The organism is Hymenobacter sp. BRD128 (assembly GCF_013256625.1).
Taxonomy (GTDB): Bacteria; Bacteroidota; Bacteroidia; order Cytophagales; family Hymenobacteraceae; genus Hymenobacter.
In genome coordinates this window covers 730,260-742,829 of sequence record NZ_CP053908.1, presented here as the reverse complement: position 1 = coordinate 742,829, position 12,570 = coordinate 730,260, and the positions used below count along the sequence as shown (strand labels likewise).

At 63.5% G+C, this 12,570-nt stretch carries 12 protein-coding genes and 1 pseudogene; 5 read left to right on the top strand and 8 right to left on the bottom strand.

Features of this window, described 5'->3' with window-relative positions:
* Nucleotides 1-10: 10 nt before the first annotated feature.
* On the bottom strand, nucleotides 11-1,348 hold the full coding sequence (locus tag GKZ68_RS03380) for an NAD(P)/FAD-dependent oxidoreductase (RefSeq protein ID WP_173110723.1): 1,338 nt from the start codon (nucleotides 1,346-1,348) through the stop codon (nucleotides 11-13).
* Nucleotides 1,349-1,476: 128 nt separating this feature from the next.
* Between GKZ68_RS03380 and GKZ68_RS03375 the strand changes: the two genes are divergently transcribed.
* On the top strand, nucleotides 1,477-2,181 hold the full coding sequence (locus GKZ68_RS03375) for a glycosyltransferase family 2 protein (protein ID WP_173110721.1): 705 nt from the start codon (nucleotides 1,477-1,479) through the stop codon (nucleotides 2,179-2,181).
* Nucleotides 2,182-2,199: 18 nt separating this feature from the next.
* Entirely contained in the window at nucleotides 2,200-3,603 is a 1,404-nt protein-coding gene (locus GKZ68_RS03370; RefSeq protein ID WP_173110719.1) for a hypothetical protein, read from the top strand.
* On the opposite strand, the gene GKZ68_RS03365 is transcribed toward GKZ68_RS03370, so the two are convergent.
* Nucleotides 3,584-4,207: a TIGR04282 family arsenosugar biosynthesis glycosyltransferase gene (locus GKZ68_RS03365; protein ID WP_173110717.1), complete on the bottom strand. Its 624-nt coding sequence runs from the start codon at nucleotides 4,205-4,207 to the stop codon at nucleotides 3,584-3,586. The two genes, GKZ68_RS03370 and GKZ68_RS03365, sit on opposite strands and share 20 nt — an antisense overlap.
* 379 nt (nucleotides 4,208-4,586) lie before the next feature.
* Nucleotides 4,587-5,345 carry an SDR family NAD(P)-dependent oxidoreductase gene (locus GKZ68_RS03360; RefSeq protein WP_173110716.1) on the bottom strand — a complete coding sequence of 253 codons (759 nt, stop codon included), beginning with the start codon at nucleotides 5,343-5,345 and terminating at the stop codon, nucleotides 4,587-4,589.
* Nucleotides 5,346-5,515: 170 nt separating this feature from the next.
* Between GKZ68_RS03360 and GKZ68_RS03355 the strand changes: the two genes are divergently transcribed.
* Nucleotides 5,516-5,806 (top strand): helix-turn-helix domain-containing protein, encoded by a 291-nt coding sequence (locus GKZ68_RS03355; protein WP_254244142.1) that lies wholly within the window; start codon nucleotides 5,516-5,518, stop codon nucleotides 5,804-5,806.
* Nucleotides 5,807-5,857: 51 nt separating this feature from the next.
* Here GKZ68_RS03355 and GKZ68_RS03350 read toward each other — a convergent pair whose 3' ends face one another.
* Both GKZ68_RS03350 and GKZ68_RS03345 read right to left on the bottom strand, forming a co-directional pair.
* Nucleotides 5,858-6,622, bottom strand: a complete 765-nt coding sequence (locus GKZ68_RS03350) for an SDR family oxidoreductase (RefSeq protein WP_173110712.1) — start codon at nucleotides 6,620-6,622, stop codon at nucleotides 5,858-5,860.
* Between the two features lie 82 nt (nucleotides 6,623-6,704).
* A pseudogene (locus tag GKZ68_RS03345) lies at nucleotides 6,705-7,390 on the bottom strand (IS5 family transposase).
* 208 nt (nucleotides 7,391-7,598) lie between these two features.
* Here GKZ68_RS03345 and GKZ68_RS03340 point away from each other — a divergent pair.
* Nucleotides 7,599-8,024 (top strand): helix-turn-helix domain-containing protein, encoded by a 426-nt coding sequence (locus GKZ68_RS03340; protein WP_173110710.1) that lies wholly within the window; start codon nucleotides 7,599-7,601, stop codon nucleotides 8,022-8,024.
* Between the two features lie 549 nt (nucleotides 8,025-8,573).
* Here the strand turns inward: GKZ68_RS03340 and GKZ68_RS03335 are convergent.
* Nucleotides 8,574-9,731: a TIGR03364 family FAD-dependent oxidoreductase gene (locus GKZ68_RS03335; RefSeq protein WP_173110708.1), complete on the bottom strand. Its 1,158-nt coding sequence runs from the start codon at nucleotides 9,729-9,731 to the stop codon at nucleotides 8,574-8,576.
* A 136-nt stretch (nucleotides 9,732-9,867) separates the two neighbouring features.
* Nucleotides 9,868-10,443 (bottom strand): helix-turn-helix domain-containing protein, encoded by a 576-nt coding sequence (locus GKZ68_RS03330; RefSeq protein ID WP_173110706.1) that lies wholly within the window; start codon nucleotides 10,441-10,443, stop codon nucleotides 9,868-9,870.
* 115 nt (nucleotides 10,444-10,558) lie between these two features.
* On the opposite strand from GKZ68_RS03330, the gene GKZ68_RS03325 reads away from it, so the two are divergent.
* Nucleotides 10,559-11,296, top strand: a complete 738-nt coding sequence (locus GKZ68_RS03325; RefSeq protein WP_173110704.1) for an HAD family hydrolase — start codon at nucleotides 10,559-10,561, stop codon at nucleotides 11,294-11,296.
* Here GKZ68_RS03325 and GKZ68_RS03320 read toward each other — a convergent pair.
* Nucleotides 11,293-12,561 carry an alkaline phosphatase family protein gene (locus GKZ68_RS03320; protein WP_173110702.1) on the bottom strand — a complete coding sequence of 423 codons (1,269 nt, stop codon included), beginning with the start codon at nucleotides 12,559-12,561 and terminating at the stop codon, nucleotides 11,293-11,295. The genes GKZ68_RS03325 and GKZ68_RS03320 overlap by 4 nt on opposite strands.
* Nucleotides 12,562-12,570: the final 9 nt, after the last annotated feature.

The window sequence follows — 12,570 nt, the reverse complement described above, 5'->3', positions numbered from 1 at the left end:
GAAAAAATAACTACCCTGGCCAGGCACCGAAAAGCCCCCGGCGGCGCGGGCGCCCCGCCAGCGGAATGGCCGGAAACTGCCGGGCAAACGCGCGCCGGATGGCCGGCTCGTGCTGGCGCGAAAACTCCGCGTCGAAATTGGCCGCGGCCAGCTGGGCCACGACGGTGCCGATGGGCGTCTGCTCGCCCAGCCAGCGCTCCCATACGGCCTGGCGCTGGCGCAGGCCCAGGGCGTTGACGCCCGTCACGGCGTGGTCGGAAAGTCGAAAATTGAGGCGCAGCAGGTGCCGGCCGCTGGGGTGCTGCCAGCAGAAGCTGGCGGTATCGGCCCCAGCCTGGGCGGGCACGCGGCCGTAGGTCTGGTATTCGAGGCTGAAAAACTTGGCCGAGTTGAACCACTGCCCGCGCCGGTAGGGCGTGGGCTGCCCGCACAGGGTGTGGGCCACGGTTTCGCCCTGCATCCGGCCGGTGTACCAGAGCTGCTCGACGGCCACCTCGCCGGGGGCCGGCTGGCGGTGCTGGGCGCAGTCGCCGGCCGCGTACACGCCGGGCACGCTGGCTTCGAGCAGCTCATTTACCAGAATGCCCCGGTCGGTGGCCAGGCCGGCGGCCTGGGCCAGCGCGAGATTAGGCGTTACGCCGGTGGCCAGGCCCACCCACCCGGCGGGCAGCTCCTGGCCGGTGGTCGTCAGCACGGCCCGCACCCGGCCCTGCGCGTCGCCCAGCACTTCGCGCAGCTCGGTGGCTAGCCTGAGGTCAATGCCGTGGCGGCGAATATGCGCCGTTAGCAGGGCCGCTTCTTCGGGGGGCAGCACCGACTGCCAGTAGCGCTGCTCGCGCACCAGCCACGTCACGCGGATGCCCCGCGAGTGCAGCATCTCGGCCAGCTCCACGCCAATCAGGCCCCCGCCCACCACCACGGCGTGGCCGATGCCCTGGGTAGCGCGGGCCATGCGCTCCAAGTCGGGCAGGCCGTAGAAGCCCTGCACGCCGCGCAGCTGCTGCCCCGGCCAGTCGGCCGTGCGCACCACCGAGCCGGTGGCCAGCAGCAGGCGGTCGTAGGCCAGCACCTGGCCCGTGGCCAGCTGCACGGTGCGGGCGGCGGTATCGACGCCGGTAGCCTCGGCGTGCACCAGCTCCAGGCGGTTTTCGGCCCAGAACCAGTCTTCGTAGGGCTTCACATCGGCGTAGCGTAAGTGACCCAGGTAGAGGTACATGAGGGCCGGGCGCGAATAGTGGTGCGCGCTCTCGGCCGAAACCAGCGTGATGCGGGCACTGGCATTCAGCCGCCGCGCCGTGCAGGCCGCCGTGACGCCCGTGATGCCGTTGCCAATGATAACGAGGTGCATAAGTCGCAAATGAACGCTAGAATACGGCGGCAATCAGTCCGGCCGGCCCGGCACCTACGTAACTGCCCCCGCCAACCGATTGCGGAACCCCGGTTGTTCTTTTGTGCCTGCCCTTTGCCCAGCTGCTTGTGTTGACTACCCACCCACGCATTGGCGTGCTTATTCCGGCCCACAACGAAGCGCTAGCCATTGGGCTGGTACTGCGTGAAATTCCGGCTGGCCTGGCTCAAGAAGTAGTGGTAGTTGATAATGCTTCGACCGACGCCACGGCCGCCGCGGCCCGCGCCGCCGGGGCCACGGTGGTAGCCGAGCCCCGCCCCGGCTACGGGCAGGCCTGCCTCACCGGGCTAGCTTACTACGCCGCCCAGCCGGCCGGCCGGGCCCCGGAAATCATCGTATTTCTCGACGGCGACCACTCCGATTTTCCCGAAGAGATGCCCGCCCTCCTCGCTCCCATTCTGCGCGGCGCGGCAGAGCTGGTAATTGGCTCACGGGCGCTGGGCCAGCGCGAGCGCAGGGCGTTGCTGCCGCAGCAGCGCGTGGGCAACTGGCTGGCCGCGCGGCTGCTGCGCCTGCGCTACGGCGGCTCCCACACCGACCTGGGACCGTTCCGGGCCATCCGGGCCGACGCGCTGGCCCGCCTGGGCATGGTTGACACAAACTACGGCTGGACGGTGGAGATGCAGGTTAAAGCCGCCCGCCTGGGCCTGCGCGTGGCAGAAGTGCCCGTGCGCTACCGCCGGCGCATCGGCGTGAGCAAGGTCTCGGGCACGGTGCGGGGCACGCTGGGCGCGGGCTACAAAATTTTGTGGACGATTTTTAAATACTGGTAATTTCAGCCCCTTGCCGTAGTGCCTACCTCGCCCACCCCAGCTAGTTACTGCCCCAGCCCCTGGCGGCGGGGCGGCCAGCTACTGGCCCTGCTGCTGGCGGGGGCCGCCTACTGGGCGCTGGCTTACGCCACCCCACGCCCGCACTTTGGGCAGCTGCTCGGGCTGTTTGCGGTGGCCGGCGCGGCCTACGCGTGGCTGCTGCACACGCGGCTGCCGCTGCGCTGGGGGCTGGGGGCCGCGCTGCTGTTTCGGCTGCTCTGGCTGCCGGCTACCCCCGCGCTAAGCGACGACTTCTACCGCTTTCGCTGGGATGGCCTGCTGGTTAGCCACGGCTATAATCCGTTTGCCGCAACGCCCCGCCAGCTCCTGCGCTCCCCGCCCCCCGACTCCGCCGCCCTGCCAATGGCCGAGCTGCGCCGCCTGCTGCCGCAGCTCAATTCGGCGGCCTACTTTTCGGTGTACCCGCCCGTGTGCCAGGCCCTGTACGGCGGGGCGGCAAGGGCTTTTCCTACTTCCCAAGCCGGGTTTCTGGTGGTGGTGCGCCTGGCGCTGCTGCTGGCCGATGCCGGCGCGGCGGCGCTGCTGCTGTGGCTGCTGCCGCGGGCCGGCTGGCCCGCCCGCCGCGCCCTGGCCTACCTGCTGCATCCACTGGTGATAGTAGAAGTAGCGGGCAACGTGCACATGGAGGGCGTGGTCGTGTGCTTTTTGCTGCTGGCGGGCGCGCTGCTGGCTCAGCGCCGACTGCGCCCGGCGGCGGGCGCGCTGGCCCTGGCCGTGGGCACCAAGCTATTGCCTCTGCTGGCGCTGCCCCTGCTGGCCCGGCACCTGGGCCGGCCTCAGCTCGGGCGCTTCGGGCTGGTGCTGGCGGGCAGCCTGCTAGTGCTATTTCTGCCGTTTTTGTCGGGGCAGCTGCCGGAGCATTTCGGCCAAAGCCTTGACCTTTATTTTCAGCGCTTTGAGTTCAATGCCAGCGTATTTTACGTGCTGCTGGCCCTGGGGAAGTGGCTCACGGGCTATGACCTGGTCGGCGGCCTGGGGCCGCTGCTGGGGCTAGGCGCGGCCGGCCTCACCTTGTGGCTGGCGCGGCGGGCCGGGCGGGCCGCCCTGGTAGTACTGCCGCACTGGCTGCTGCTCACGCTCAGCGGCTACTTTGCGCTGGCCACCACCGTGCATCCCTGGTACCTGGTGCCGTTGGTGGCGTTGAGCTGCTTTTCGCCGCTGCGCTACGCGCGCGGGTGGGCCGGGCTAGCGGTGCTCTCCTACGCAGCCTACCGCACCCCAGCCTACGCCGAAAGCGGCCTGCTGCTAGCCCTCGAATACGGCGGTGTGCTGGCCTGGGCAGCCGGCGAATACTACGTGGGGCGCGGGCAGCCCCCGCGCCGCATCGGCCCAGGGCCGGGGGCTAGCGCCCGCGCCAGGTAGCCAGGTCCTGGGCCGAGTCGACGTCCTGAAGGCTGGGCAGTTGGGCCACGCGCAGGCCCAGGCGGGCCGCATCGGCCAGGGTTTCGGGCAGCACGGTGGCCGTGCTCCAGGCTTTGTTGTCGAATAGCTCCTGGTGCAGCTGCCTCATGCCCAGCAAGTAGTAACCGCCGTCGTTGGCTGGCCCCACCACTACTTCGTGCCGTAGCAGCTGGTCGAAGGCCTGCCGCAGCAGCTCGGCGCTCAGGCCGGGGCAGTCGGTGCCAATAATGACTACCCGGCCAGCCCCCGCCCGAAAGGCTTCGCGAAACGCCTCCGCCATGCGCCCCCCGAGCGAGCTCACGGTGGGCTGCACGCGCCAGGGCAGGCCGGGCCATTCGGGCAGGCACTGGCGCGGGTCGGCGCGGGCCGGCGCCTCAGCCAGCCAGACCGTGGCCGGCACCCGGGCCGCCGCGACGGCGGCGGCGGTCAGGGCCAGCAGCTCGCGGTACACGGCCAGCGCTGTTTCCGCCCCGATGCCGGCCGCCAGCCGGGTTTTGACTCGTCCTAACGCTGGCTCGCGGGCAAAAATCAGCAGGTGCGGGGAAGCGGGAGCAGCAGGATTCATACGGCCTTCTCAACTTGAAAAATTCAAGGGACCAAGCTACGGCCAACTACTTAAACTTGGCCCGGCCGGGGCGCCCGCACCCCTAGCCGGCTGTACTTTATGCTATTGCACGAGCCCGGTCAGTTGGTGCTGCGCAACGCCTGGCCACGACCAGGATTCCAACTGATAACTGAATGACATGATGCTTTGCGGACAAAAAGCCACTGCCCCGGCATTTGCGAACCAAAACAGCCCCTGTACCCGGAGGAGTGACTTACTTACCCCTCGAGTTCAGCAGCAGAAAAAGGCCCCGCCGGAAAATCCGAGCGGGGCCCTTGCCTTGTTCTGGTCAATTCCTGGCCGCACGAGCCCCCGGTACGAAGGCGCGGAGTACTACCTGTTAGAAGCCGTACATCCCCCCCGAAACGGAAAGTTGCTCGCCCGTAATCCACGCGGCCTCATCGGAAGCCAGAAATACAACCGCTTTGGCAATATCGGCGGGCTGCCCCCGGCGACCAAGCGGGGTGTTGGCAATAAACATTTTTTCATACTCGCTGCCCGCCGTAACGCCCGCGCTCGCGGCCCCTTCAGTTTCCGTGGCACCCGGCAAAACAGAATTGATGCGCACGTTCTTGGCCCCCAGCTCTTTCGACAACGAAACCGTGATGGCATCCAAGGCCGCCTTCGTGGCCGAATACAACGAAACGCCCGCCATCGGCGATTTGCTGGCTCCCGAACTAATGTTGATGATAGTGCCGCCTTTCTCGCCAAACAGGCCCAGCGCGGCCCGAATAGTCAGGACGGGCCCCAACACGTTGACGTTGAAATGCTGATGAAACGCTGCTACCGATGCCTGGTCAATCGGTAGAAATTGCTGAAAGACCGCGTTGTTGACCAGAATATCCAGGGTGCCGAATGCCGCTTTGGTTTCGGCAAACAGCCGGCTGACATCGGCTTCGCTCGACACATCGGCCTGCACCGAAATAGCCGTGCCGCCGTTATCGGTGATGCCTTGCACTACGCGGTCCGCCCCTTCTTTGCTGGAGGCATAATTCACCACTACTTTGGCCCCTTCGGCGGCAAAATAGGTGGCAATTGCTGCGCCGATTCCTTTCGAGGCTCCAGTTACGATGGCTACTTTATTTTTGAGCTTGCTCATTTTCTAGTTCAGTTGAAATTGTGAGCTGCAAAGCTAGAATCACAAGGTTACTTTTGGTAACTTTGTAGGCAAAAGTAACAGTAACCACGAGGTAACCAAGTAACATTATGGAATGCATCCCCCAGCAGTTCACAGAAAATAAACGGACCATGCGGGCCGTCCAGGATTCCATGGACGTGCTGAACGGCAAGTGGAAAATCGTCATCATCTCCTCGATTTGCTGCTACAGCAAGCGGCGGTTTTCGGATATGCTGGCTGATATAGAGGGAATTTCCAATAAAATGCTGAGCAAGGAATTGAAAGAGCTGGAAATCAATCAGCTGGTCAAGCGCACGGTGCTGGACACCCAGCCCATAACAGTACAGTATGAGCTGACGGAGCACGGCAAAACGCTCAAGACCATCATTGATAACCTGACGGAGTGGGGCATCGCGCATCGCCAACAGATATTCGGAAACTAGCTTTTGGGGGCATTTATACCGCCACGTAACTTCCCCCCGGCCGACCCAGCCTCACGCGTAGCGCATGGAGGAACCGCCGTCGGCCAGCACCTCACTGCCCAGCATGAAAGAGGAATCGTCTGACGCTAAAAACACCGCGACCCGGCCCATCTCGCGGGGCTGCCCGATGCGCTTGAGCGGAATCGACTCGACGAAGCCGGCCTTGACCTGGGCGGCGACCTCGGCCGGCAGCCCAAATTTGCCGAACACCGGCGTGTCGGTAGAGCCAGGGCTGAGCACGTTGACGCGGATGTTGCGCTCGAGCAAATCCAGGGAAAACGAACGAGCGAAGGAGATAACGCCGGCCTTGGCCGCCGAGTAGGCCGCTAGCCCCGCCGACCCCTGGTGCGCCGAATTGGACGCCACCAGCACGATGGACGCGCCATCTTTGAGGTGCGGCAAGGCCTTCTGCACCGTGAAGAAGACGCTTTTCAGGTTCAGGTCCACCGCCCGCTGAAAGTCGTCTTCCGAGGAGCTAGCCACCGAGGCAGCCGTGCCCACGCCGATTGCCCCGCCCGCGCTCACGACCAGCGTGTCGAGCTTGCCAAACCGGTCGGCCACGGCCCGGAACACGCGCTCTAAATCTGCGAGCTGGGTCACGTCGCCCTGGAGAGCGATGAAATCGTCGCCCAATTCCTGAGCTGCGGCATCCAGCGTTTCCCGGTTGCGGCCGACGATGGCCCCTTTGGCCCCTTCTTTTTTAAATTCTTGGGCAATGCCGAAGCCAATGCCACTGTTGCCGCCGGTGATGACGGCTACCTTGCCTTGTAGTTTCATGGGGTAAAAATGAATGAGTGGGGCGGTGGATAACGCCCCCTCGGGTAAAGCGCCTGGCCTCAAGGCTAGGTTGCACGGACAATTAGCGAAGCCACAAGAGTGCTGAGATGAAATGCACCATTCCTAAGAAGCTGCTGGCCGTTTTATCATAGCGCGTGGCCAGCCGGCGAAACTGCTTGAGGCGACTAAAAAAGCGCTCGACTTTGTTGCGGTCGCGGTACAGATTTCGGTCAATCACGCGTTGGACGAGGCGGTTCTTTTTGCTGGGAATCACCGCTTGGGCACCGAGGGCGGCCACGCTGGCGAGTACGGCGTCCGTATCGTAGGCTTTGTCTGCCAGCACGTTGCTGGTACCCTCAGCGGCCGGCAGCAGTTCCGCTACGCGTCGACAATCGGCTTGCTGGCCGGGACCGAGCACCACGCGCAACGGGTTACCCAGCGCGTCGACGAGGGCGTGGATTTTGGTCGTCAGCCCGCCGCGGCTGCGGCCGAGGGCTTCGTCGCCGACGCGGCTTTTTTTCGGCTGCCCGCCGCCTGCGCGTGGGCCCGCACCACGGTCGAATCAAGCATCACCCAATCCAGGTCTGGTTCCTGCACGGCTTCGAACAAGCGTTGCCAAATGCCTTTTTGGGCCCAGCGCCGGCTGCGTTTGCGCAACGTGTCGTGTTTGCCAAAGCGGGCCGGCAGTGCACGCCAGGCGCAGCCGTGGCGCGCCACCCAGAACACGGCGTTGAGAAAGAGTCGGTTATCGACGCCTGTTCGGCCCACGTCGCCCGCTTTGCCCGATAAATGTGGGGCCAAAGCGGTCCAAGCACGGTCACTGATTTCATCCAGATTGCTCACGAACGCAAAGATAATTGTCCGTACAACCTAGCGCGGGATGCGAGAGTAAGCAGTGCGTATATTTACTTGCTTTTTGCAAGTGCAAAGGTAGACTATTAAACTTGCAAATTGCAAGTAAATTTATTTTCGCGTGATGAAATCGCCCAAACAGCGCTCGGCCTGCGCCCTAAGCTCTTCGCTCGACATTCTGGGCGACAAGTGGACCCTTCTGATTATGAGGGACTTGCTATTCATTGGCAAGTCTTCTTACGGGGAGTTTGCCCAATCCGAAGAAAAAATGGCTACCAACATTCTGGCCGACCGGCTAGCCTTGCTGGAGTGCCAGGGTATTGTGACCAAGGCCGTGGCGGCCGATAAAAAATCGAAGTTTATCTACCGCCTTACCGAGAAAGGGCTGGACCTGGCCCCGCTGCTGGGAGAATTTATTCTGTGGGGCCATAAGCACTGCGCCCACGTCGCTGATACGGCCTTGATGCTGGAATTGCGCCAGGACCAGGCCGGCACCATCCGCAAGTACCAAGAGTTGGCCCGTGCCGCTGCGCTGCCCGCGCCGCTATAAACCCGGCACTGCGTACGCTTCACCCGGCGCAAACTGGCTAGGTTTATTCACGGGCGCCGCTGGAATAGCCAGCTAGTCCACTTGGTGCGGAGAGAGGGTACGCCTACTGGTTCGACATGCTGCTGCCGCTGCGGGGCCGAGCCCGGATAACCAGGTTCAACGAGCGCCGCATCCGCACATTTTGCGCCTCTTGGAGCCGCTACGGGGTCAGCGGGTGGTACGGGCTACCGGCTTTTCGCCGGCTATCCGCTTGTTATCGCTCGCTGTCCCACTTCTCATACAGCTTCAAGGTCTGTTTATCAACCAAGCGCCGCCAACCAGAGCACTGCTCCGATTAGTTTAGAAAGGGACCAGCCGTTGCGGGTGAGCCCTAGCCACCCGCAACGGCTGGTCGAGGAGCAAGGCCATCAGCAGCTGCCCGGCGCCGACCAGGGCTAACAGGCTGGCAGCCTTCACGCGCTTAGGCGACTACGTGATACTCAACACGTGCCCCACGCCCAAGAGGCCGCCGACACAACCAGACCACGGCAAATTCTGCTTGCAACCATCTTACCCCAGCGCCAGGCGGGCCACGTTGTGGGCGGCAAAGCCGCAGGCCGATGTCATGCCTTTGCCCCCAATGCCGGTGATAAGGTGAATGCGCGGGTCGGGCGAATGCTGAAATATTTCCCCCGATTTAGACTGCGTATAATAACCGTTCCAGGTGCGCTGAATGCGCCAGTCGGGTAGGTCAAGTATGCGCCGGGCTTCGCCGAGCATCAGCTGATTAAGCTCGTCCGAATTATTGAAATCCAGGGTAGCCGCGTCGGCCAGGCTAGCGTATTCGTGCGTGTCGCCGATGATAATGGAGCCATCCAGCGCTTGCTTGAAAAGCAGGTGAATACCCCACTGCTGCAAGGCAGCCGGCACGGGCTCGGTTAGTAGCTGGGCAAACGAGGGGCAGTCGCGAAACGCGGGGTAGCGCCGGATGCTCAGGCCCGTAAGCACCGAGCCCGGTAGCTGCACCTGGGGCAGCGGGTAGGTGGCCAGCATCTGGAGCTTACAAAGTTGCAGGTCGCTCTGCGCGAAGATTTCTGGGAATAAAAACTGGCAGTCGCGGCCGGTGCACACAAGCACCTGGGCCGCCCGGTAGCGCTGGCCGCGCGCATCCACTACCTCGCAGCCGGCCGAGTTGGCCGTGACGGCCAGCACCGGCGTGGCCGGGCGGTAGTCGAGGTGCCAGCGCTCGGTGAGGTAGGCTAGCAGACGGTGAATCAGCAGGTCGGGCTCGGCCGTGACCTCCTGCTCAAACAGCAGGCCGCCCACGCAGTAGCTGGCCCGCACCGCCGGCAGGCGCTGTTGGCACTCGGCCGCCGTGAGCAGCCGCGACGGATACCCCAGGGCCGCGTAGCGGGCGTGCTTTTCGGCCAGTACCTGGAGTTCCAGCTCGGTCGAGGCCAGGTAGAGGGAGCCGTTGCGCCGGATGGAAATGTCGCACTCGGCCTGAATCTTCTGGTACGTTTCGAGGCTCACGCGGGCGTAGTCGAACCATTCGCCCTCGGCCATGCCGGAGGTAATAATCTGGCCAAAATTGCGCACGGTTGCCTCCACGGGGCGGGCGTCTTTCTCCAGCACCAGCACGTTCAGGCCGCGCTGCAGAGCAAAATAGGCGTGAAAAGCTCCCAGGGCCCCGGCCCCCACTACAATCAAGTCGAACGCGTTTTCCATGACGAACGCCGGCTGCTTGCCCCGGCCCGGCAAATCTACCCATTGTTGCCTAATAGGAAACTCGGCTCCTTGTTATTAGTTCATTATTTCTGTCCGCTCGGCGCCGGCTGCCTAATGCCTAGGCCGGCCCTGCCGGCTACTCGGCCTGGCGCAGCAGGTACACTTTGAAGAGCCGGACGCGCCCGGCCGTATCGTTGCGCACCGAGTGCGCCAGCAGGCCGTCGAAGTACAGCGTGTCGCCCTTCCCCAGCGTCACCTCCTCGTCCTTAAAGCCGTAGCGCACGGTGCCTTCCAGCACGTGCACCAGCTCCAAGGCATTGGTTGAAAGCGGCTTGCGATAGGTGTCGGGATTAATAATGACCTCGTTGACGCGCAGGGTATAGCTGGCCAGGTCCTGCGAGAGCAGGTAGTTATAAAGCAAACCTTTGGAGTCGTCGCGCTTTTCGGGGCGGCCCGCCTCAGCGCGCACCAGCAGGTAGGGCGCGGCCGCTTCGCCGTTGATGTTCTTGACCAGCGTCGAAACATCTACCTCCAGTGAGTTGGCGATTTCAACCAGCACCGACAGCGACGGAACCGTGCGAAAATTCTCGATTTTAGAGAGCAAGCCCGCCGAGAGGCCGCTGCGCTTGGCTAGCTCGCGCAGGCTCATCTTTTTTGCTTTGCGCATTTCCAGGATGCGGAGGCCGATTAAACTCAGCTTGTCGTGCTTCATGCGGGCAAGTTGGGGACGAAAAACGTAACGTAAAGTTGAGGTATCTGCTGAACGAACTAGGGAAGGCGGCTTCTATTTTTGTTGCATATTAGTTAACACTATAAGTTCCTTACTCATGCTCCCTTTGCAACTCCTGGTATTCGACATGGCCGGCACCACCGTGCGCGACCAGCACGAGGTAGAAGCCTGCTTTGCCCAGGCCGCCGCCGCCACGGGCCTGCGGGCCTCCGCGGCACGCATTCTGGCCGTGCAGGGCCAGGCCAAGCGCTTCGTCTTTGACCTACTCTGGCGAGAGCAGCTGGGGCCTGGCGCCCCCGAAACCGAGCTAATTGCCCAGGTAGACCACTCGTACCGGGTGTTTCGAGCTATTCTGGAAAGCCACTACCGCACGGCCGACGTGCTGCCCACCGAGGGCTGCCTCGACTTGTTTACTTTTCTCAAAAGCCAGGGTATCCGCATTGCCCTCACTACGGGCTTTTACCGCGAGGTGACCGACCTGATTTTGCGCCGGCTGGGCTGGCACGTAGGTCTCGATGCGCAGCGCCGGGGCAGCAACCAGTCACTTATTGACTTCTCCATTGCTAGCGACGAAGTAGCCGAGGGCCGCCCCGCCCCGCTCATGATTCACCAGGCCATGCAAATCTTAGGAATCACCGACCCGCGGCGAGTCTGGAATATTGGCGATACGCCCTCAGACCTGGAATCGGGCCGGCGCGCGGGCTGCGCCCGCAGCCTGGGCCTCACCAACGGCACCCACTCGGCGCAGCAACTGGCGGCCTACCCCAATGACGGTCTGTTTTCGTCGCTCACCGAGTTCCACCGACAACTGCAAGCCGAGCTGGTGCCGGCCTAGTCGGTGCCGCCGGGCGGGGGCGGGCCGGCGGGCATTAGCCAAGTGTTGACGGTGTTGTGGGCGCCTTCGAGCACGATTTTGTAAAACGCAGCGGGGTAGGCCGCCCGGCTCAGGGCCAAGCGCTGCCGGGCTAGCGGCAAAGTGCCCAGCAGCTCGTAGTCATCCGTACCGCCGGTTTTGAAGTTGTTAGTTTTAGTGGCCCACACCTTTACGTTTTCCGGCTGGCTGGCCAGGGCCGTCCACGTTATGCGCAGGCTGTCGCTGGCCGCGGCTACGTGCGGTGCGACCAGCGATACGGGCCCGATGAGCGGCACTCCGTCCAGCTCGCGCTGGGTGGCAGGGGGTAGGGGCAACTGCATAAAGCTAGCGATAGTGGGCAGCACGTCCACTATCGCTACCGGCGCGCGACGGGCGTAGGTATTCACGTTTTTATCGTTGAGGACCAGCCAGGTAGTGCGCTCGCGGTCTGACTGGCCGCCGTGGTTGCGGCCGGTCTGGGCATCGCGGCCGTGGTCGGTGGTGAGCACCAGCAGCCAGTCTTCAGGCTGGGTTTTCATGCGCTCGCGCAGCGTGGCCCAGATGCGGCCTACCTGGGCATCGACGTAGCCCACGGCGCGCCGCTGCTCCTCGCTGTCGCCGTGGCGGTGGCCCATGTCATCGGTATGCTCCAAGTAAATCCACGACAGGTCAGGGCCATGTTCGCGCAGGCAGGCAGCGGCTTCGGCCACTACCTTGTCATCGATGGCGTGGGTGTAGAGGCTTTGCTTATCGTGCGGAAACGCGACGGTATCCAGCTCGTAGCCATCGGCCTGGTAGTCAAAGCGCAAATTACCGGCGGCCGGCAATCCCTCGCCCACGAGCTTAGTACGGTTGTCGCGCCAGGTCGAAAAGATGGCGATTTTGCTGGCGGGCCGGGCGTCTTTGAGTAGACGAAAAATGGTGGGGTAGTGATAGTTAGGGGCCTTAATGGCGTTGTCCCACACGTTGTGCTTGTAGCCCCAGGTACCGGTGAGCAGGTCGTTGTAGCCGGGCGCCGAGATGGTGGGCGTCTGGGTATAGGTGCCTTTCGCGCCGCCCACGTGGGCGCGCAGGTAGGTGCCGCTTGCTATCAGCTTTTTGATGGTCGGGGTATTGGCTTTTTCCAGCACGTCGGCCGGAATGCCATCGGCAATGATAAACACCACCTTGCGGGCCCGGCCCGGCGGCTGGGCCAGGGTCAGGTGCCACCCTAGCAGGCTGAGCAGCAAGAATATTTGGTTTTTCATGGGGGGGGG

Coding starts and splice junctions, on each gene's coding strand:
- GKZ68_RS03380 (WP_173110723.1), bottom strand. CDS start 1,348: ATGCACCTCGTTATCATTGGCAACGGCATCACGGGCGTCACGGCGGCC.
- GKZ68_RS03365 (WP_173110717.1), bottom strand. CDS start 4,207: ATGAATCCTGCTGCTCCCGCTTCCCCGCACCTGCTGATTTTTGCCCGC.
- GKZ68_RS03360 (WP_173110716.1), bottom strand. CDS start 5,345: ATGAGCAAGCTCAAAAATAAAGTAGCCATCGTAACTGGAGCCTCGAAA.
- GKZ68_RS03355 (WP_254244142.1), top strand. CDS start 5,516: ATGGACGTGCTGAACGGCAAGTGGAAAATCGTCATCATCTCCTCGATT.
- GKZ68_RS03350 (WP_173110712.1), bottom strand. CDS start 6,622: ATGAAACTACAAGGCAAGGTAGCCGTCATCACCGGCGGCAACAGTGGC.
- GKZ68_RS03340 (WP_173110710.1), top strand. CDS start 7,599: ATGAAATCGCCCAAACAGCGCTCGGCCTGCGCCCTAAGCTCTTCGCTC.
- GKZ68_RS03335 (WP_173110708.1), bottom strand. CDS start 9,731: ATGGAAAACGCGTTCGACTTGATTGTAGTGGGGGCCGGGGCCCTGGGA.
- GKZ68_RS03330 (WP_173110706.1), bottom strand. CDS start 10,443: ATGAAGCACGACAAGCTGAGTTTAATCGGCCTCCGCATCCTGGAAATG.
- GKZ68_RS03325 (WP_173110704.1), top strand. CDS start 10,559: ATGCTCCCTTTGCAACTCCTGGTATTCGACATGGCCGGCACCACCGTG.
- GKZ68_RS03320 (WP_173110702.1), bottom strand. CDS start 12,561: ATGAAAAACCAAATATTCTTGCTGCTCAGCCTGCTAGGGTGGCACCTG.